The sequence below is a fragment of the Bacillus fungorum genome (assembly GCF_002746455.1).
GTDB classification, from domain to species: Bacteria; Bacillota; Bacilli; order Bacillales; family Bacillaceae_G; genus Bacillus_A; species Bacillus_A fungorum.
In genome coordinates this window covers 1-22,151 of record NZ_NWUW01000044.1, presented here as the reverse complement: position 1 = coordinate 22,151, position 22,151 = coordinate 1, and the positions used below count along the sequence as shown (strand labels likewise).

Annotated in this window: 13 protein-coding genes and 1 pseudogene; 12 read left to right on the top strand and 2 right to left on the bottom strand. The window is 31.6% G+C overall.

The window, feature by feature from the left end:
- The first annotated feature begins 14 nt into the window (after positions 1 to 14).
- The 8 genes and pseudogenes from CO726_RS28520 to CO726_RS28490 all read left to right on the top strand — a co-directional run bounded on the left by CO726_RS28520 (position 15) and on the right by CO726_RS28490 (position 16,696).
- Positions 15 to 7,496 (top strand): non-ribosomal peptide synthetase, encoded by a 7,482-nt coding sequence (locus CO726_RS28520; RefSeq protein WP_099686522.1) that lies wholly within the window; start codon positions 15 to 17, stop codon positions 7,494 to 7,496.
- A gap of 65 nt (positions 7,497 to 7,561) precedes the next feature.
- Positions 7,562 to 10,270, top strand: a complete 2,709-nt coding sequence (locus CO726_RS28515) for a beta-ketoacyl synthase N-terminal-like domain-containing protein (RefSeq protein ID WP_099686521.1) — start codon at positions 7,562 to 7,564, stop codon at positions 10,268 to 10,270.
- A 25-nt stretch (positions 10,271 to 10,295) separates the two neighbouring features.
- Positions 10,296 to 11,366, top strand: a complete 1,071-nt coding sequence (locus CO726_RS28510; protein ID WP_099686520.1) for an ArsR/SmtB family transcription factor — start codon at positions 10,296 to 10,298, stop codon at positions 11,364 to 11,366.
- Between the two features lie 20 nt (positions 11,367 to 11,386).
- Positions 11,387 to 13,045, top strand: coding sequence for an AMP-binding protein (locus tag CO726_RS28505; RefSeq protein WP_099686519.1), 1,659 nt, complete (start codon positions 11,387 to 11,389; stop codon positions 13,043 to 13,045).
- Positions 13,046 to 13,168: 123 nt separating this feature from the next.
- Positions 13,169 to 13,861 (top strand): thioesterase II family protein, encoded by a 693-nt coding sequence (locus tag CO726_RS28500; RefSeq protein WP_099686518.1) that lies wholly within the window; start codon positions 13,169 to 13,171, stop codon positions 13,859 to 13,861.
- Between the two features lie 95 nt (positions 13,862 to 13,956).
- A complete protein-coding gene (gene fabD / locus CO726_RS28495; protein WP_099686517.1) occupies positions 13,957 to 14,904 on the top strand; it encodes an ACP S-malonyltransferase in 948 nt (315 codons plus the stop codon).
- A gap of 181 nt (positions 14,905 to 15,085) precedes the next feature.
- Positions 15,086 to 15,250 carry a DUF5694 domain-containing protein gene (locus CO726_RS32005; protein WP_169513098.1) on the top strand — a complete coding sequence of 55 codons (165 nt, stop codon included), beginning with the start codon at positions 15,086 to 15,088 and terminating at the stop codon, positions 15,248 to 15,250.
- Positions 15,251 to 15,364: 114 nt separating this feature from the next.
- A pseudogene (locus CO726_RS28490) lies at positions 15,365 to 16,696 on the top strand (IS3 family transposase).
- A 60-nt stretch (positions 16,697 to 16,756) separates the two neighbouring features.
- On the opposite strand, the gene CO726_RS28485 reads toward CO726_RS28490, so the two are convergent.
- Complete coding sequence (locus CO726_RS28485) at positions 16,757 to 17,590, bottom strand: hypothetical protein (RefSeq protein WP_099686516.1); 834 nt, start codon at positions 17,588 to 17,590, stop codon at positions 16,757 to 16,759.
- Positions 17,591 to 17,786: 196 nt separating this feature from the next.
- Here CO726_RS28485 and CO726_RS28480 point away from each other — a divergent pair, with 196 nt between their 5' ends.
- The 4 genes from CO726_RS28480 (at position 17,787) to CO726_RS28460 (ending at position 21,257) form a co-directional block, all read left to right on the top strand.
- Complete coding sequence (locus tag CO726_RS28480) at positions 17,787 to 18,572, top strand: zinc ribbon domain-containing protein (RefSeq protein ID WP_099686515.1); 786 nt, start codon at positions 17,787 to 17,789, stop codon at positions 18,570 to 18,572.
- Between the two features lie 112 nt (positions 18,573 to 18,684).
- The gene (locus tag CO726_RS28470; protein ID WP_099686514.1) at positions 18,685 to 20,019 is read left to right on the top strand and encodes an FAD-dependent oxidoreductase; all 1,335 of its coding nucleotides are present in this window, start codon (positions 18,685 to 18,687) and stop codon (positions 20,017 to 20,019) included.
- Between the two features lie 100 nt (positions 20,020 to 20,119).
- Complete coding sequence (locus CO726_RS28465; RefSeq protein ID WP_099686513.1) at positions 20,120 to 20,608, top strand: GNAT family N-acetyltransferase; 489 nt, start codon at positions 20,120 to 20,122, stop codon at positions 20,606 to 20,608.
- A 238-nt stretch (positions 20,609 to 20,846) separates the two neighbouring features.
- Entirely contained in the window at positions 20,847 to 21,257 is a 411-nt protein-coding gene (locus CO726_RS28460) for a DUF3908 family protein (protein ID WP_099686512.1), read from the top strand.
- Between the two features lie 31 nt (positions 21,258 to 21,288).
- Here the strand turns inward: CO726_RS28460 and CO726_RS28455 are convergent, their stop codons facing one another.
- Positions 21,289 to 21,879, bottom strand: coding sequence for a class I SAM-dependent methyltransferase (locus CO726_RS28455; RefSeq protein WP_099686511.1), 591 nt, complete (start codon positions 21,877 to 21,879; stop codon positions 21,289 to 21,291).
- Between the last annotated feature and the right edge of the window lie 272 nt (positions 21,880 to 22,151).

The window sequence follows — 22,151 nt, the reverse complement described above, 5'->3', positions numbered from 1 at the left end:
TATATATAGGTGGTATGGGATTAGCAGAAGGTTATTTAAATGATCAAGAAAAAACGAATACAGCATTTATAAATCATCCGCAGCTTGGAAGGATATATAAAACGGGTGATATGGGTAAAATGACCCCCGAAGGTTATATAGAATTTTTAGGTAGAGAGGATTCTCAAGTTAAAATTAGGGGATATCGTGTTGAAATAGGGGAGATTGAAAATATCTTAGTAAAAGCCTCTGAAAATGTAGTAAATGCTACCGTACTTGTAAAGAAAGATTCTAATAATAATGATGTGTTATGTGCTTTCTTAGTTAGTAGCTCAAACATTGATTATGAAAATGTATATAAGTACTTAAACGAAAATTTGCCGAAATATATGGTGCCAAATCAAATTTTACATATAGAAAAATTACCTCTCACTGAAAATGGGAAAATTGATAAATCACACCTATTAAGTCTAGATATGAATGCATGGAAAGATAAGGGGGAAAAACCTCGTACGATACAAGAAATCCAGATCAAGAAGATCTGGGAGGATATTTTAGAAATAAAAGAAATTGATATTAATGAAAACTTTTTTGATTTAGGTGGTAATTCCATTCTGATAATTAAAGTAATTAACGCGATAGAACAAGAGTTTAGCCATAAAATCAGTTTTAAAGATTTTATTACGAAGGGTACTATTAAAGAAATTGCTAAGTTAATTGGTAAGAAAAATCTAATTAAAAAAATAGATAGAGATGAAATTGTAATTGAAAAAGATTTATGGCATGAACCATTCAAGCTTACTAATGTGCAAATGGCATATTTAACAGGTCGGAGTACCAGTTTTGAACTGGGTGGAACATCAACTCATGCATATCTTGAGCTGAGAACTAAGTTGGATATTTATAAACTTGAAAAAAGTATTCAACATACGGTAAATAGGCATCCTATGCTAAGAACTGTATTTTTAGATAATGGTACTCAAAAGGTGTTAACTGAAGTACCTAATTATAAAATAGAAATAAAGGATATTACTGATCAAATTGAAGAGGAGCAAGCTATCTCTATTGGTCAGGAAAGGGACAAAGTCTCTAAACGAATTATGGATCCATATACTTGGCCACTGTTTGAATTTAAAGCATTTAAATTATCGGAGAGTGAATACAGAGTATTATTTGGTATCGATATGCTAATTGCTGATGGTGCGAGTATTCAAATGTTATTTAAAGAAATAGCTGATTACTATTTTAATAATAAAATAAAAAAGCCAATGGATATTTCATTCCGTGATTATATTCTACATTCTGAGAAAAAAGGTGAAGAGTATATTGCTGATAAAGAATATTGGATGAATAAGTTATCTGATTTTCCACAGCCACCTAATTTACCATTAAAAACGGAAGTATCTAAGGTAACAAAACCTACATTTAAAAGATTGGGCCATGTTATTAACGATGAGAATTGGAAAGTATTATCAAAAAAAGCTGCTTTACACAAAGTAACACCTGCAATAGTTCTTTTTACACTTTATGCAGAGGTTCTATCAAAGTGGTCAAATCAATCTAAATTGGCTATCAATACAACTGTCTTTAATAGACGACCGGTTCATAAAGAAATCGATGAAGTAATAGGAGACTTCACTTCGTTATTAATGCTAGACGTCGATTTTACAGAAACCGTAGACTTTTGGAGAAGAGCAAAAATAGTTCAAGAAAACTTTATGTTAGCTCTAGAACATCGACAATACGATGGCGTCGAGTTTTTAAGGGACTACATCAAATATAATAATTTGGATCCGAAGGCTGCAAATATGCCAGTGGTATTTACAAGCATGTTGTTTGGAAAGACATTTGATCTTGGAAATATAGATGATTTAGGTGAAAATGTCATGGCAGTAAGCCAAACATCTCAAGTATATCTAGACCATCAAGTTACGGAAACTGCCAATGGTATTAATTTAACTTGGGATTATGTTTTAGAATTATTTGATCAAAAAACCATTCATCAAATTTTTGAGGATTATATTAGTCGAATTCATTCATTAGTTCGAGAAGATAAATCTTATGGAACTATCGAAGACCATTCAATAGTTATTCAATACAATAATACCAAAAGGCAAATATCTAATGAAACGTTACATTCTCTATTTGAAAAACAGGCTATTAATATTCCAAATAAGATTGCAGTGGAAGAACAATTCCGTTCCATTTCATATGAAGAATTGAATGATAATGCCAATATTATTGGTGCATATTTAAAAGATAGAGGAATAGTTCCGGGAGATTATGTCGCGGTATTGGGAGAAAGAAAGATAGAAACAATATGTGCAATCCTTGGGATATTAAAAATCGGAGCTGCGTACATACCGTTGGCTGCAGATATTCCAAAAGAAAGAAAAGAAAAAATATTGGCGGAGTCTAATTGTAAAACAATTATAAACGCTGAAGTGATTGCAGATTTATTGAAAGTTAAAGAAGGTGCTGATTTAGAGCCAGTTAATGAGCCGAATTCTGTAGCTTATGCCATCTACACATCAGGAAGTACAGGAACACCAAAAGGTGTTGTGATTAAACATCAAGCTGCAGTGAATACAATTTTAGATATTAATTCTAAGTTTGATGTGACAGAAAGAGATAAGGTAATCGGGCTTTCTAATCTATCTTTTGATTTATCTGTATACGATATATTTGGAACGCTTGCAGCTGGAGCTACATTGGTATTAATCGAAGACCAACGGGATGTAAAGGTAGTGAGAGAAACAGTTTTACAAAAAGGAATTACTATTTGGAACTCTGTTCCGATGGTAATGGAAATGTTGGTAGATTATTGTGAATCTATTAATAATAATAATAAGATAATAGACTATAGTGACTTGCCTGATTTAAGGTTAGTACTACTAAGTGGAGATTGGATTCCACTATCATTACCAGAAAGAATTAAGGAGCAATTTTTAGGAAGTGAAGTAATTAGTTTAGGTGGAGCAACAGAGGCTTCAATTTGGTCCATTTATTATCCGATAGAAGAAGTATCAGAAGAGTGGAAGAGTATACCTTATGGTTATCCGTTAAGTAATCAAACATACTATGTTTTAAATTACGCGAATGAAATTTGTCCAATCGGCGTAAAGGGTGAATTATATATAGGTGGTATGGGATTAGCAGAATGCTATTTGAATGATCAAGAAAAAACGAATACAGCATTTATAAATCATCCGCAGCTTGGAAGAATATATAAAACGGGTGATATGGGTAAAATGACCCCCGAAGGTTATATAGAATTTTTAGGTAGAGAGGATTCTCAAGTTAAAATTAGAGGATATCGTGTTGAAATAGGGGAGATTGAGAAAACGATTCTTCAATATAAAGGTATGAAGAATGCTGTAGTTCTTAATAAAAGAAATAAAGAAGGCATGGAAGTACTTTATAGCTATTTTGTAAATGAAGAAAAGATAAGCATTGAAAATATTTTAAATTATATAAAAATGGTATTACCAAGTTATATGATACCTAGCTATATGACTCAAGTGGAAAATATTCCTTTAACCAATAATGGAAAAGTAGATAAAAAAGAATTATTAAAGGTGGATCTATTGAAAGTTCATACAATACAATCGCTTCCTGAATCGGTAACGGAAGAGAAAATTTTAGATATATGGAAAGAGCATTTGGAAATGTCAATTATAGGAATAGATGATAATTTCTTTGATGTTGGAGGAAATTCAATAGTTATTATTAAAATTATTACTGCAGTGGAAAGCTATTTTTCTATTAAATTGGCATTTAAAGATTTTATTAATAATCCTACTGTTCGAAAATTAGCATCTTATGTCGATGAATCTGAGCGTATCAATAATTATCGAGAAAATATTTTTGAAGTTGATACGAAGTCTTTATATCAACCATTCAAGTTAACTAATATTCAAATGGCATATTTAGCCGGAAGAAGTAAACAATTTGAATTAGGGGGTACATCGACGCATGCTTACCTTGAATTGAAAACGGATATTGACATTGATAAATTTAATGAAAGTCTTCAATATGTAATCGAAAGACATCCAATGTTAAGAGCGGTAATTCTTCCTGACGGAAGACAACAAATCTTGGATTGTGTCCCAAAATATTTTGTTGATGTAGTAGATGTGAGCCGCATGGATAGCCAAGAAAAGATTGGATCGATTGGGAAAATGAGGGGAATGGTTTCGCAGAGAGTATTTAATCCTGAAATTTGGCCTTTATTTGAATTTAAAGCTATAAAAATATCAGATACAGAATATAGGCTGTTATTTGGTATTGACATGTTAATTGCAGATGGAGCAAGTATTCTTATTCTTTTCAAAGAAATTTCTGATTATTATATAACCGGGAAAGAAAAGCCACTAATTGAGATGTCATATAGAGATTATATAGAAAATATGAGTGTGAGAAACAAACAGTATGAAATTGATAGAGAATTTTGGACTAACAAGTTAAAAGATTTCCCATCATCACCTAAATTACCATTAAAGGGGAAAATAGGAGAAGTTAAAAATCCTGTTTTTAAAAGGATGGATCATTTATTATCATTTGATAAATGGAAAAATCTATCGGATTTGGCGGCTGCTAATCAAGTAACGCCAGCAATTGCTTTGTTTACTGCATACGCAAAAACATTATCTAAGTGGTCCAATCAGGCTAAGCTTGCAATAAATACAACTGTATTCAATAGACAATCGGTTCACAAGGATGTTGATAAAATTATTGGTGATTTTACCTCATTACTAATGGTTGATGTAGATTTTTCGAAAGAAAATGACTTCTGGACTCAAGCGAAGCAAATCCAAGAGAATTTCATGTCTGCCCTAGAACATAGGCAATATGATGGAGTAGAGTTTTTACGTGATTATATTAAGTATAATGATTTAGATCCTAAAGCTGCAAATATGCCTATAGTATTTACAAGTATGTTATTTGGAAATAATACTAATATAGATGGCTTTGATAATTTTGGAAGCCTTGAGAATGCAGTGAGTCAAACATCTCAAGTAATTTTAGACCATCAAATACTAGAATTGGATAATGGGATTCTTTTAAGTTGGGATTATGTTGCGCAATTGTTTGAGCAAGATCAATTACAAGAAATGTTTGATTATTATTTAAGTATTATATATACAAATGGAAATAGTATTAACGAAACTTATAAGAAACTTGAAAATGAATATTTTGAATATAATTCTGGATTTATTGAATTTACAAAAGGGTCCTTACATTCTTTATTTATGGATCAAGTAAATAAGAATCCTAATAATATTGCTATTGAAGAAGGCGAACGTACTATATTATATTCTGAATTAGATAAGCAATCCGATTGTATTGGGGCTTACTTAATCCAAAATGGAGTGCAGCGAGGCGACTACGTTGCGGTTCTTGGGGAAAGAAAGATAGAAACGGTAAGTGCAATTCTTGGGATATTAAAAATTGGAGCCGCATATATACCTTTATCTCCAGATATCCCAAAGGAAAGAAAAGATAAAATTATTGCAGATTCTAAATGTGAAAAAATCCTAGATATAGATCTTATTTCGAAAATGTTGAAAGAAGAGTCTACACGTGATATTGAAATAATAAATCATCCAGGTGATGTAGCCTATACAATTTATACGTCGGGTAGTACAGGTATGCCAAAGGGTGTTGTCATTAAGCATCAGGCTGTAGTCAATACAATTTTAGATGTTAATTCTAAATTTAATGTAACGGAAGAAGATAAAGTAATTGGACTGTCTAATTTATCATTTGATTTATCTGTATATGATATATTTGGAACGTTTGCAGCAGGCGCGACATTAGTGTTAATTGAAGATCAAAGAGATGTAAAAACTGTACGTGAAATAGTATTGCAAAAAGGCATTACAATCTGGAACTCAGTTCCAAAAGTGATGGAAATGCTTATAGATTATAGTGAATCAATTCAGAGCGAAATCATAGACTACAGTAACTTACCTAATTTAAGATTGGTGTTACTAAGTGGAGATTGGATTCCACTATCATTACCAGAAAGAATTAAAGAGCAATTTGTAGGAAGCGAAGTAATTAGTTTAGGTGGAGCAACAGAGGCTTCAATTTGGTCAATCTATTACCCGATAGAACAAATACTAGAAGAATGGAATAGTATCCCATATGGATATCCGTTAAGTAATCAAAAATATTATGTATTAAATTTTGCTCAAGAACTTTGTCCATTAGGAGTAAAAGGAGATTTGTATATTGGAGGTTCTGGTTTAGCCGAAGGATATTTAAATGATTCGAAAAAAACAGAAATGATATTTATTGAACACCCTAAGTATGGGCGTTTATATAAAACAGGAGACATTGGAAAGATGACTTCTAAAGGATACATTGAGTTTCTTGGAAGAGATGACTCTCAGATAAAAATAAGAGGGTATCGAGTTGAATTAAGTGAAATAGAGAATACAATTATGAAATATCCTGGTATTAAGGCGGTTAAAGTATTAAATGTAGTTAAGGAAAACAAAAGTTCTAGTTTGCAAGCTTATATTGTTGGAGACAAGAAATGGAATTCAAACAATATGACACAATTTTTAGGGGATAAATTACCAAGTTACATGATTCCATCAAGCTTTATACAAGTGAATACAATTCCTTTAACTAATAATGGAAAAGTAAACGTTAAACTATTGAAAGAGCTTAAAGTTACAACTCCTGTATTAGAGAAGAAGAAACCTAAAACACGTACTGAAGAGAAGTTAATAGAAAAATGGAAAGAAATTTTCAAAAGTGAAAGTATTGGGGTTGAAGATAACTTTTTCGATCTAGGTGGAGATTCAGTAACGTTAATAAACCTTTTTTCAACACTACAAAAGGAATCACCGGTGTTAACTGTAACAGATTTATTTAAGTATCAAACAATAGAAGAATTAGGGGAGTTTTTAGATGGTTTGAAAAATTCCAATCTTAATGAGCAGAAAGTAATAAGAATTAAACCAAATTATTCAAAGCAATCTTTATCTGAACTTAATGGAGAGCACAAAAATTCAAGATTTACTTTCTCCATAAGTAAAAATTTTGAAGATAATTTAGAGATAATACAGGGGCAGATTGAGACTGCTTTTGGATATGTATTAGGTGGGGTAATAAATTCTGATCATGTACTATTTGCATCCGAAAACTCTACTTCAAATTTAATTTTTTATAGGGGTTATAAATTAACAGAATATATGAATTGGAAAGATATTCTAAGTTTAATTAAGAGAAAAAATATCAAGAAAACTTATGAAATAAGCTATTATCGAGAATTAGAAGTTATTGTTGAAAAATTAGGAATGGATAATCCACTGACAGCTTGTATACACCATGGGAAAAATACTAATGTATATAATGATCTTGAAATTTATGACATTTATTTTGAATATGAAATAGTGGAAGAAAAAATGATGATGAAATTAGAGTGTTCTAACGGAACGATAGGGGATAATCTAGTAGAGAAAATGTTTAATTTACTGATTAATATTATTAAGGCTATGTAAAAAGATAGAATTTAGCTCTTCTATGTGACAAGGAGAGCTGAATCCTAAAAATAGGAGATGAAACTATGGAGAATATTTTTGATTTGAATAGTGAAAAAAATGATTTCCGAAAAGAGTTTAAAGATAAAAGGGTTGCAGTTGTTGGGGTTGCAGCTAAATTACCTAATGCAACTAATCATAGAATATTTTGGAGAAATCTGATTAATGGTATAGAAAGTATTAGTGTTCTAGGTGATGAACGTCAAAAAGATGCTCAGTATGTGATGTCAAAATTTACACATAGAAACAATGGTTTTCAAAAAATGGGGTTTATAGAGAGCATAGATAAATTTGATTTCAAATATTTTAATATTTCGCATCAAAATGCTGTATTAATGGACCCGAGACAAAGATTATTTTTGGAAACGAGCGTAAAGGCTTTATTGGATGCTGGATACCCTCAATCGAAAATCAATGGTTCTAATACTGGAGTGTATGTTGGTGCCAGTAATAATGATTCAATTTTTACGTATGAAAAAATATTATATGATTTAGGAATGAGTGATCCTGCAGGAATTGTAAATAATTTACCTTCAATGATTGCTAGTAGAGTATCATATGAGCTTAATCTAAAAGGGCCTAGTATGGTGATAGATACATCATGTTCTTCATCTTTGGTAGCAATACATCAAGCTTGTAAAGCGATTGATAATGAAGAGTGTGAAATAGCTATTGCTGGTGGTGTTAGCATTAATATTTTGCCGATAGAAACGGATATTAGATTAGGAATTGAATCGAAAAGTGGTTCTACTCGGGCATTTGATGAAAATTCTGATGGTACAGTTTTTGCTGAGGGTGTTGTATCTGTAATATTAAAACCGGTTTATAAGGCAAAGTTAGATAATGATAACATTTATTGTATAGTAGATTCTTCAGAAATTAATAATAATGGAAATACCATTGGTCTTGCAGCTCCTAGTATGGAAGGACAGCGTCACGTAATGACCGAGTGTATAAAAAAGTCGCAAGTTAATATTAACAATTTGAAGTTTATCGAAGCACATGGCACAGGAACCAACTTAGGGGATGTTATTGAAATTGAGACGATAAAGCAATCTATTGGGAAATTTTCAACAACGATAAAAAATATTGCTGTGGGAAGTGTGAAGAATAATATCGGACATGCATTAAGCGCATCTGGGTCCGTTGGTTTTTTAAAGGGTGTATTATCTATGACACATAGAATTTTTCCTAGAAACGCTAATTTTAGTACTCCAAATAAAAAAATTAATTTTAATAATTCTCCAGTATACGTTAATACGGAAAATGATTTTTTTGATTTAGAAAATGGTAATAATACCGGATTGGTAAGTTCTTACGGAATGAGTGGAACTAATTGTAATATATTACTGGCAGAGTATAATAATCCAAATGATGAATATAAAATAGGCAAAGTTCACTATTTCACGTTCTCTGCAAAAACAATAAATTCCTTGAAAAACTTGATAGAAGAGTATGTAGATTTTATACAAAAAGATAAAGAGATTAACCTGCAAAATCTATCTTATACTTTAAATAATAGAAGAGATCACTATGAATTTAAAATAGTATTTAAGGCTTCTAACATTGATGAGGTAATCGAGTGTTTAAAAGCTAGTAGTCATTTTTTAAGTCGGGACGAAAAAAATGATATTAAAAGAGGCGGAATTTATTATAGTAAAAATATATTATCGGAATTGAATATGGAAAATTCCTTTTCAGGTGACGATAAATACTGCCTTGATTATGTAAATGGGAAAAAAGTAGATTGGAATATACTATCCCAAGGAAAAGTAGTCTCATTACCAACATATCATTTTGAAAAATTGAGATGTTGGTTTAGCGATGGATCATTAGAGTATAAGCTTATTGAAGATATTGAATTAGAGGATTATGAAGATAAAGTTGTAAAGGTATGGGCTGAAACGTTTGGATTGACTGAGGTTTCTTTAAAACAAGATATCTATAGCGTTGGAGGGGACTCTCTAAGTTTAATTAGTATGTTTAATGAATTGAAAAAAGAAGTTAAAAGCCTGGAACTTGAAGACTTTATTGAAAATGAAACATTGTTAGATATACTTGAATATGTTAGAAATACGAAAAAACATATTTCAAAAAGCAGTATAGTTAATATGATTTTTAAAACGGATTATATGGTAGTTTATCAACTGCAAAATGGTGTTAATAATTCTAACGCATATTTAATAAATAAAAAAGATGGGTGTATAATGATTGATGCAGGAATAAAAATTGAAAATCTAAAAGAAATTCTTTTAGAACTTTCAATAAATAGTATTGATTACTTAATTCTAACCCATGGACATTTTGATCATATTTTTTCTGCTGAGGAGATAGTAGCGCTATTTGGATCAAAAGTGATAATTAGTCATGATGAACTATCTTTTGCTAATGATATAGTTAGTAATGGATTGGCAGTTATGAATAAAAGTTTTATTAGTGATATAAGTAATATTATTCAGGTGGAAGATACTCAAAAAATAGATATAAATGGATTGGCATTTGAATTTTACAGTTGTCCAGGACATACAGAGGGAAGTATAGGAATAATGTGCGATAAATTATTATTCACTGGGGATACATTATTTAAAGAAATTACTCCTCAACCAGATAAAAAAGTTGGAAATAAAGCAATACTTGAAACATCAATTTTAAAATTAAAGCAGCTATGTAATTCAGATACTATAATTTGTCCTGGACATGAAGAAATTGCTACTATTGAAACAATAAAATTATAATAGATGAAAAGTGGAGGGGAAGCATTTGCAGAATATTCGATTCGGGATACCGCTTGATTATTACGATAAAAAAGCAGCTATATTATTTTTTAGGCACAATGAATTTTATAGAGACTTATTCCAAAAAATGGGGCAAGATTTAGATTTTCAATACATTAATTTATTAAACAGAATAAAAAAAATTAAATCATTAGACAATGAATTTCTAGATTTTTATTTCTCTAGTTTAACTTCTTATGAGGAAGTAATAAACGGAAATATATATTGTATTGCAACAACTATTATAAAAACCAAAGATATATTTGATAAAGATTCGAGTGAAATATATTGTTTAATGAACAGCATGGACGAAGATTCAATTCGTTTAAATATTATTGATACAATCAAACATTTAACGAAGAGAAAAGAAAGATTTGAAGCTAACCAATATTATTTAGAAGAGAATCATTTTTACGAATTATTATCTAATTCATCTGTAACATCAAATAACAAGTGGGGTATTTTGAAAACTTTCAAAAATCCTCACAGTACAGTTGTGAAATATATTAATACAATGCAGAAAATAGACAGTGATTTGACCAATGCATTTTCTGAGCTTAAAAATGGGGACTACGTATGGTTTGAGAAGATAAAAGAACTCCCTATAGCATATTTTATAAAGATAATTGAGATGTTGAAAGGAACGGAATACCATAAAAATCAAATTATCAATATATTCCCAACCATAACACCGTATCTGTTATCTATTTCGAAAGAGGAAAATAATATTTATTTAGGAATTGGGATAAAATCTGATCAGTTTTTTTTAGAGAATGGGTCGGATGATGATTTAGACAACCTGCAAGAAATATTAAAAACTTTAGCTGATGGTAGCAAATTAGCAATATTATTACTTTTAAAAGATAAAAAGCTTTATGCAGGTGAGTTGGCAAAAGAATTGAGCTTATCTAATGCTACTATTTCACATCATATGAGAATTATGTCAATACAAGGGTTAGTTGAAAGCGAACGAATACAAAATAAAACTTATTATTATTTAAATAAGAAGTGTTTATCGGAATTACTAAAAAAATTGAATAGTCTTCTTTTACTATAATTATTGATGGAGAGATAGAAATGGAAACACTTAGAGATATATTAATGAATACTTCCACAGAATTGAATCGCGGCATAACATTTATAGAAAAAAAAGAAGAGGTGTATTATTCTTATGCAGATATTTTCAAGAGGTCATTACGCCTCTTGAAATTCTTGCAAAAGAGAGGAATAAAAAAAGGTGATTACATCATTTTTCAGTGTGACGACAATATCGTTTCCATACATTTGCTATGGGCATGTATTTTAGGTGGAGCAATTCCTGTCCCTTATACAAGAGGTTTTAATTCTGAACATTTTTTTTCTTTAGAGAAAGTAATAAATTCATTAAATGCTTCTTATGTTATAACTGATGAAAAGTATAATAAATTTATGAAAAAGGTAATGGTGCGGAATAATCAACGTGAAATAATAGAAAGAAAGATAATTATCGATAATTTGGATTTTCTGGAATATGAAGGAGAAGGGGAAATAATTGATAGTTTTTCTATTGATGAAGTGCTTGTATTATTTTCATCAGGAACTACTGGTGAACCTAAAGGAATTTCATTGAGTAATGAAAATGTTGTTTCTAGTATTAAAGGGTTAACAAGAAAGTTTGGAATAAGTAGTGATGATGCGGCATTAAATTGGACGCCTTTTACCCATGTGTTTGGTCTAATTATCTTTCATTTAACTTCAACATATAATAAAGTAAAGCAATATGTTATGCCTATTGTTGAATTTGTTCAAAATCCAGAATTATGGATACATTACGCTAGTAAGTTTGAAATTACTCAACTGTATTCACCAAACTTTGGGTATAAATTGTTTATCGATAATCATTCGTCTGAAAAATCTTTCGATTGGGATCTAAGTAAAATTAGGCTAATTATTAATGGATCTGAACTAATTTCAACTGAAATAGCTAATAATTTTTGGGGGATTTTAAAATCAAGTGGTTTGAAGCATAAAAGCATGAGTGCAGCATATGGTCTAACTGAAGCAACTTCCATTGTTAGCATATCTGAATTAGAAAAACCCCTAGAGGAGATTTTTGTTACTAGGGATAAAATGGAGGTTGGAGACGAGATTCAATTAGTTTCTAAAGATGATGAACGTGCAGTCCCCGTAGTAAATGTAGGAACAATGATTGAGAACTGTACTTTAGCAGTATTAGATGATGTAGGAAATATTCTTAAAGAGGGGTTAGTTGGTAATATAAATTTAAAAGGAAAAGTTTTATCAGAAAGAATTTATACTACAAAAGGTGTTGTAGAAAAGGTATTTGATTCTGAATATTTAGATACAGGGGATGTGGGGTTTGTTTATCAGAATAATTTGTATATATCCGGAAGAAAAAAAGATATGTTTATTATAAATGGAAAAAATTATTATGCTTATGATGTTGAGAGAGCGGTAGACAAATTAGAAATATTTGAATTAGGTTCGAGTGTAGCTGTTAATCGATATAATCGGCATAAATCTACTGAAGAATTAATTATCTTAATAGAATGTGATGTTTCAACTAGCAGATTTAAACAACTAGAAGGTATGGTTGCAAAGGAAATAAATCGTCAACTAGGGATTGAGGTTACAAATGTAGTCCAAATTAATAAAATAGAGAGGACACAAAGTGGGAAAGTGCAAAGGCCAAAAATGAAAGTATATTACGAGAAATTATTACAAAATAATTCTTAAATAGTAGTAAATCTGTCATTTACTTTTAACAAATTATAATTATTGATAAATTTTTATATATGGTTATTTAAATTTTATTGGTTTATTCTATGTACAGGAACAGAAGTAAAGGAGAGTTGCACTATGAAAAAAATAAAACTCTTTTGTTTACCATATGCGGGCGGATCTGCTATGGCCTATAACAAATTAAGAAGTTATGTAAATGTTAATATTGATTTAATACCATTAGAATTGGCAGGTAGAGGTAGTAGATTTAATGAACCTTTTTATGAGTCCTTTGAAAATGCAGTTTCAGATATTTGTAGTATTATTGCAAAGCATCAGGATAGTCCAATTGCTATTTTAGGACATAGTATGGGAGCTTGGCTAGTTTTTGAAACTTATCATCAATTGAAAAAAAAATATTCTATTGAACCTTTACACTTATTTTTCTCAGGTAATTACCCTCCTACTGAATATTATCTTGAAGAGAAAATTTCTTTTCTAAATGACGAAAACTTTAAAGATAAAATATTGGGGCTTGGAGGTACTCCAAAGGAAATATTTGATAACGAAGAAATATGTAATGCTTTTTTACCAATAATAAGAAGCGATTATCAGATGGTTGAGAGCTATGAATATGAAAGTCATGAAAAAATGGCTTGTGATATATCAATTTTTTATGGAGATAAAGAAGGGGTAAATCAAAATCAACTTGAGAAGTGGAAGGATTTATCATTTGAGAAATGTGAATTTTATGAATTTAATGGAGATCATTTTTTCTTGTTTCAAGAATTTAGAAAAATCGCGACAATAATTAACAATAATTTAGTATAAGGCTAAGTTTTCATTTAGAAGTATTATACATGTATAAGGAAACATCGTGATTGTTTAGAAAAAGATTTTATTATTATGAATTATGAGGTGAAGATATGAAATTAGCATTTGTTTATAGTGGCCAAGGAGATCAGTATGTTGGCATGGGAAAGGAAATGTATGAAAATGAAAAAATTGTAAAAGAAACTTTTGAAGAAGCAAGCGATTTACTAGGATATGATATGGCGAGACTTTGTTTTATAAAAAATGATTTAATAAATCAAACTGAGTATACACAACCTGCTATTCTTACTGTTAGTGTCGCTTTAAATAGATTAATTGAATCCAAAGAAATTATTCCCGATGTGGTTGCAGGATTAAGCTTAGGAGAATACTCAGCACTTGTGGCTAGTAAAGCTTTATCTTTTGAGAAAGCAATAAAATTGGTTTCCCAAAGAGGAAAATTTATGGGGGAATCGGCAGCTAAAGGGACTGGGAAAATGATAGCAGTCATGAGTGGAAATATACAAATAATTGAAGCAGCTTGCAAAGAGGCAAGTTTTGTTGGAGTTGTTTCTCCTACTAATTATAATACACCGAATCAAACAGTAATTGGTGGTGAAGTTGAAGCGGTTGATTACGCTTGTAATTTATTGGAAAGTTCAGGGATAGATGCCCTAGTACCTTTAAAGGTGAGCGGTCCCTTCCATACATCTTTATTAGAGAATGCTGCCGAAAAATTTGGGGCTTTATTAGAAACAATACATTTTGAAAGTATGAAAATCCCTGTGATTAGTAATGTAAGCGCAGAAATTATGAAAGATGAAGAGGTAAAGTGTTTATTGAAAAATCAAGTGAAGTTACCTGTTCTTTGGAATAAGACCATTAATAAAATGAATGAGCTTGGAGTAGAGACGATTATTCAAATTGGCCCTGGGAAAACGATTGAAAGATTTATCAAACAAATTGATTCGAAATACAAAGTTGGGAGAATTGAGGATTCTAAAACATTATTCAATTCCTTGGAACTCTTAAATACTCACAATTTTTCCGAATTAATTTAAATAATATTAAATTTCCGTATAAAGTTAAAAAATGATTAGTTAAGAGGGATAATTAGTTTTAAACAAGATTTTTAAATATAATAACTTGCTTAAAATGCCGGATTGGAAAGATACATCACTAATGATATAGTGGTGTATTTTTTATCGAATCCGTTTGTTTTGTTACTAAAGAAATTTAATTATGTATTCGAATATTGAACGTTTAATTGATTCACCTGAGAAACGTAGTTTATTTATAGTTGGTGCGTCTCATTATTCTATCGTTTCTCGTTTTTTGGAAGAAGGAGAAAATTGCGAAGTAGCATCACCAGAAAAATATCTTTATGAAAAACATATATTGAAATAAAAAGATATCCAAAATATTAAAATGTACCCTATAGAATAGACACTTAAAAAAAGTCTATTCTATAGGGTATTTCTTGTATAATGAGAGAAAAATGAGAATCGGAGAAATGTCAAAATGACGAAAAAACTATTTACAGAAAAAAATTCAAATACTATCAAAAAACCAATACGTAAAATCGGTCAGCCAAAAAGGCATTACCTATACGGATGAATTCAAACGTATTTTTATGGAAGAAAACGAAAAAGGAAAATCTCCTCGTATTATTTTTGAAGAATCTGGATTTGATGTAGAGATCATTGGCATACAACGTGTTATATCATCAGGAAATAGATGGCGTACTTCCTATAAGAAAAATGGTGTATTTGGCCTAAGAGATACACGAAAGGAAAACTCAGGAAGAAAGCTAGAGAGAGAACTTACATTAGAAGAGAAATACGCACGTTTGGAAGCGGAACGAAACTTATTAAAAGCTGAAAGTGAACTGTTAAAAAAGATCAAACTTATGGAAGGGAGGGTGGGAAAGAAATAGCGTTACAACCTAGTCAAAAATATGTGTTGATTCGTTCTATTATTGAAAAATACAACCTCAAAAACATGGTGAGATGTTTGTGTGGAATCGCTGGTGTTTCACGTTCGGGATACTATAATTATTTTACTGTTTCCTCGCAAAGTCAGCGAAAGAACCGAATGGATCAGGATGAAATAACGAAAGAATTGGTATTAAAGGCATTCCGATTCAAAAACCGAAAAAAAGGAGCTCGTCAAATCAAAATGACATTGGCGGGGCAATTTCAAGTTATCTACAATTTGAAGCGCATTCGTAGAATTATGAAGAAATACGGGATTATCTGCCCGATTCGTAAGGCGAATCCTTACAAAAGAATGATGAAAGCGACGAAAGAACATTTCGTGGTACCAAATCGATTGAAGAGAGAATTTAGGCAAGGTACTCCTGGAAAAGTACTTCTGACAGATATCACCTACCTATTTTATGGTAAGAATCAGAAAGCATATTTATCCACCATTTTAGATGGTTCCACGAATGAAATTTTAGCCTATCACGTTTCCGAACAACTCACGTTAGACATTGTAACGACGACTCTTCATAACTTAAAGAAGAATAGAAAAATTCGATTGACTGAAGATGCCTATATTCATTCTGATCAAGGAGCTCACTACACAAGTCCGACCTATCAAAAGTTAGTTGAAAAATTTAAATTAGGGCAATCCATGTCAAGACGAGGAAACTGTTGGGACAATGCCCCTCAAGAATCTTTTTTCGGGCATTTTAAAGATGAAACGCATATAAAAACTTGTACCTCTTTCGCCCAGCTAAAACAAGAAATTAAAGCTTATATGAAATACTATAACCAGCATAGATATCAGTGGAATTTAAAGAAGATGACTCTTGTTGAATACAGAAATCACCTTCTTATGGCTGCCTAACTTTTTTTAAAATGTCCTTTACAAAGGGTACGGATTATATAATCCGTACCCTTTTTATATTTAAAATGAACGCCCTCTTCTCATCTTATAAAATCCAAAACTAACAAGTGTAGAAAGACAAGAGAACAGCAGAGCCACACTAGAAAACGCAATGAGGTACATATTATACTTCATCACTTTTCCAATGAGCTGGTTACTGTCGTACTGAAATAGTCCTGCTATTATGTTGAATAAAAATAACACGATAAACATGACGATAACACCGTCTATTGATCCTTTAATATCTGGTTTACTTAAAGCGATATGTGCAGAAATACAAATGGCGATAAATAAAAATAGCCAAAAGGAAGGATTCAATAAATTGCTTATTGTAAATAAGCTTTTCAACAATACAAACGTCGACAAGAGCATGTTTTGAACCATTTCTATATTAATAGAAGTAGAAGCGATTGTTTTTTCGAGAGTTGTATTAAATAAGAAATATGAATCTGGTACGAAATAGCGCATTAAAAGTATTAATACCGTAATACCAGAAATAATAGGCCCGATGCCGATAAAGAAGTTCCCAATTCTTTGATATACACTTTTTTGATTGTATTGATGTTGTACGTAACCTAAAGCACCTTGACTTGTATCTGTTGGGAAAAACTGCGTTGCTACAATTTTATGACGGAATAATACGCACATAATGGCATGTCCAAGTTCGTGAATAGGGACACCAATCCACGCAGTTAAAAGGAATCCTTTTCTTCCGAAAGCTCTCGACCAATACATTCGTGTGAGAGATTCTAAATAGCCTAATAGAAATCCAATTACAATGATAACGCCAATTAAAGAAAATAATTGGATTACGCTTGTAAGGAGTGTTTGAAAAAGTGAGTTTACAAATTCCATTGTTTTTCATCCAATCTGTTAAAAATATTATTTATTCTGTTTCATAATAGCATTATTTTTCAAGATTGCTAGCATATATATTTTCTTTTGAAAGAAGGATTTCAGAATCTTTTTCTTGTAGTCATGTTTTATGTACAAAGTCATATATTGAATTTGTAACACCCTATACGGTATATGCTTAAGGAGGGATGAGAGAATGAAATGTCCGGCGTGTCATACGGAGAATGCAGCAGAGGCAAAGTTTTGCGGAAATTGTGGACATTCGTTAACGGAAGAAGTAGTGGCAAGTAGTGTCCAAGAAGAAGGGCCGGAACAAGCACGTGTAGCACAAGCAAAGGAAACTCGACCAAATGAAACGGTAGAGCAAGCGAAGCGGTTTGCAAGTGGCTATTTTCAGTTTTTTAAACAAGCATTACAAGCACCAACAGCGATTATAAAAAGCGGCAATATCGAAGTACGAAATGGAATTACAAGCCTTGTACTTATTTGTTTTTTAGGAGCATGTATTTTTTATAGAATAATGAGCGCTGGGGCAGCGCTTACGAGAACATTAGCCCCAGATTTATCTACGCCTTCTTTCTTTGGAGAGTCTATAAAGGTCTTTTTATTTTTACTAATCTTAACTTTATTTGTCGGATTTATTATTTTTGTAAGTGGAAAGATGATGAAATCATCTTTTTCATTTCTTGAAGTATTTGGTATATGGGGAACAATAGCGACGCCAGCCATTGCTATATTAGTACTTTCTTTTCTTTTTAGTTTTTTATTAATCTTTTTCTTACCGATATTACTATCGGTAGCTGTAAGTTATATGGGGATTAGTGTAATTGTAGCTATAGCAAAATTAGATAACGGTGGGCTAGATCTTGTTTACACTCTTCTTATCGCAAATGTTTTAAACGGAATCGCAATATGGATTATATTTTGGTCTTATTTTAACATGATCATTCAAACATTTACTGGAGGATTAACTAGCTTCTAACGAAAAGGTGGTTAAATGGATGAATGTTTGTACAAATTTACAATGGAAGTAGGTGTTATTTCTGTAAAATATGGAAAATGTAAAGAGTATGTAAAAAAGAAGGAGTGGTAAAGTGAAATATGTCATTATTGGCGGAGATGCTGCTGGTATGAGTGCAGCTATGCAAATTGTTAGAAACGATGAAAATGCAAATGTTGTAACATTAGAAAAAGGTGAAATTTATTCGTATGCTCAGTGTGGGTTGCCGTATGTCATTAGTGGTGCTATCGCTTCAACGGCAAAATTAATCGCGCGTAATGTAAAGACGTTTCGTGATAAATATGGAATTGATGCGAAAGTACGACATGAAGTAACGAAAGTAGATACGGAAAAGAAAATGGTGTACGCAGAGCATACGAAGACGAAAGATGTTTTTGAATTTCCGTATGATCGATTATTAATTGCGACTGGAGTACGCCCTGTTATGCCAGAGTGGGAAGGACGAGAGTTACAAGGCGTTCACCTTTTAAAAACAATTCCTGATGCTGAGCGCATATTAAAAATGCTAGAAACGAATAAAGTTGAGGACGTAACCATTATTGGCGGCGGTGCAATCGGACTTGAGATGGCAGAAACATTTGTCGAACTTGGTAAGAAAGTAAGAATGATTGAGCGAAATGATCATATCGGTACGATTTATGATGCAGATATGGCTGAATATATACATAAAGAAGCAGGTAAACATCATATTGAAATTTTAACGAATGCAAATGTAAAAGCATTTAAAGGAAATGAAAGAGTGGAACAAATTGAAACGGATAAAGGAACGTATAGAGCAGATCTTGTTTTAGTGTCGGTTGGAGTGAAGCCAAATACTGATTTTCTTGAAGGAACGAATATACGTACAAATCATAAAGGAGCAATCGAAGTAAATGCATATATGCAAACGAATGTGCAGGACGTATATGCAGCTGGTGATTGCGCAACACATTACCACGTTATAAAGGAAATTCATGATCATATCCCGCTTGGAACAACTGCTAATAAACAAGGACGACTCGCTGGACTGAATATGCTGGATAAACGAAGAGCCTTTAAAGGTACGTTAGGTACAGGTATTATTAAATTTATGAATCTGACGCTCGCAAGAACAGGCTTAAATGAAAAAGAAGCAAAAGGGCTACATATCCCGTATAAAACAGTTAAAGTAGATTCGACAAATATGGCGGGCTATTATCCAAATGTGAAACCACTTTATTTGAAATTACTGTATCGTTCTGATACGAAACAATTATTAGGCGGACAAGTAATTGGAGAAGAAGGTGTGGATAAACGAATTGACGTAATCGCAATGGCACTTTTCAATAAAATGAGCATTCACGATTTAGAAGATGTGGACTTAAGTTACGCACCACCATATAACAGCGTTTGGGATCCAATTCAGCAAGCGGCAAGAAGAGCAGAATAGCACTATTTAAGTGCTATTTTTTCGTTAAAGGGGAATAATCATCTTTGTCGAATGAAGAGGATTGGGAAATAGTTACATACAGGGAAGGGGATCATTAAAAATGTTTGTAACACTTCAAACCGTTCAAGAATCAGAAAAAGAGATATTACGTAATTTGTATGCACTATATCTTCATGACCTCTCTACATTCACTCCTAATATAACAATTGGAGCAAATGGATTTTTTGAATACGAAGATTTGCATATGTTTTGGGGAAATGATGGAATCACTCCGTATTTTATAAAAGCTGAAAATAGCATTGTAGGATTTTTATTATTGTTGGAACGTCCATTTTTGAAGAAGGAAAACGACTTTAGTATTCATGACATTTTCTTATTGAATCAGTACAAAGGAAAAGGAATCGGTAAACAAGTTATTGAGAATTTACTAAAAGAGAAACGAGGACAGTATTTTGTTATCGAACTTGTAAAAAATGTACCAGCTATTTCTTTTTGGAAGGGATTATATAGTGAGCTAAACATCGAATTTGATGAGAAAACACAGTTAATCGATGATGAAGAATGTCTCGTTCAAACATTTAAAATATAATGAAATAGATTCTCCTAATAGATTACTTTGAAATTTAACTTTATCCCGCTATTTGCGGGCAGTAAGAGCCCGATTGGTGAGGGCTGATAATCAGTGGGAATGAAGAAAACCCCCACTGATTAAAGTTTCACTTTATTTCGAATATACCGTTCACCCTTGAAAACATAGTACGTATCGCTTATATTTTCATATAGTATTTATTTTTAAATAAAGAAATGAACGAACCAGGGGGCACAGTATGGCAATTAACATGAAAGTAATCGAAGAATGGATTGCTGAATCAAACGCAAGACAAGAAGAAGACTTTGGCCACGTTGTGGAAGAGATGAAAGAAGTATGTGTCGGACTTGATAATGCGACATTAATTTATACGAAAAATGTATTTTGTTTCGGTAAAAAAGTAGAAGTATTATTTTTCTTCCAAGACCATGTCGTGATCGGACAGGAAAAAGATGAATATATTGAAATTGAAAAATTAAAGTATGATGCCATTACAAATAGTAACTTAAAAACAAATGACAAAAATACAACGTTAGAATTAAAGTTTGCTAACGGACAATCTATCAATTTAGATAGTTTAAATGATAACTACGGTACGAAAAATTGGTTATTTGCGAGACAAATTAAGAGTATCTTTAAATTAATCTAGTAAAAAAGCAGACCTCAAAGGGTCTGCTTTTTTACTTAATTCCTATTACACAAAGGCATCCTCTTTCTTCATAACATTTCACATTTGTAAATCCTGTCTCATAAAATAGTTTTATTAATTCTTCATTCGTTTTCCATTTCTTCATATGATATTGAATTTTAAAAGTTTCAGCCACTAATAAAAAAGAACCGTCCGGTTTTAATATGCGAAATACTTCTTTTATATCTTGTTCAACATGTGGCCAAAAGTAGTGCGTTTGAAAGGCGGTAATGAGATCGAAGAAGTTCGTATTGTAAGGAATAGAGGAGACACTAGCTTGCTGAATGATTACTTTCCCTGTTTTTACATCTTTCATATTGGCTTTCTTCGAGTTTTCAACTGCTTGTTCTGAATAGTCAATTCCGTATATTTTCCCAAACTTAATTCGTCTTGAAAGAGTATGTATTGTTTTACCGCCGCCACAACCAATATCTAAAGTAATCGCATCTTCACGTATATGTATTTTTTGTAAAGCCCAATTTGTTAGTCTTGTATGTGTAGCATTCATAATACAAAGCATGGAAGAACCAATTGTCCCGCGAGGATTTTTTGCTTGCTGGATTAATCGTTGTAAAATGCTCAAGTTAAAATCTCCTTTTATGTAAGAATATATACTCATTTCGCTTTTTATAAATTAAGTCCTTTAAAAAAGAGGTTGTCCCAAAAGGTCGTTAAAAACGAACTTTTGGAGACAACTTCTTATATTTTACCTTTATATGGATAAAAATCCCGATCATAAGTAGAAAACCAATAGGTTTTCTATTTATGATCGGGGTTTTTCGCTTTTGATTGAGCTGTTGTTGTCCATTTCCGTAAATTATGGGCAACACAAATAAGACCCCATTCCAATCTGTT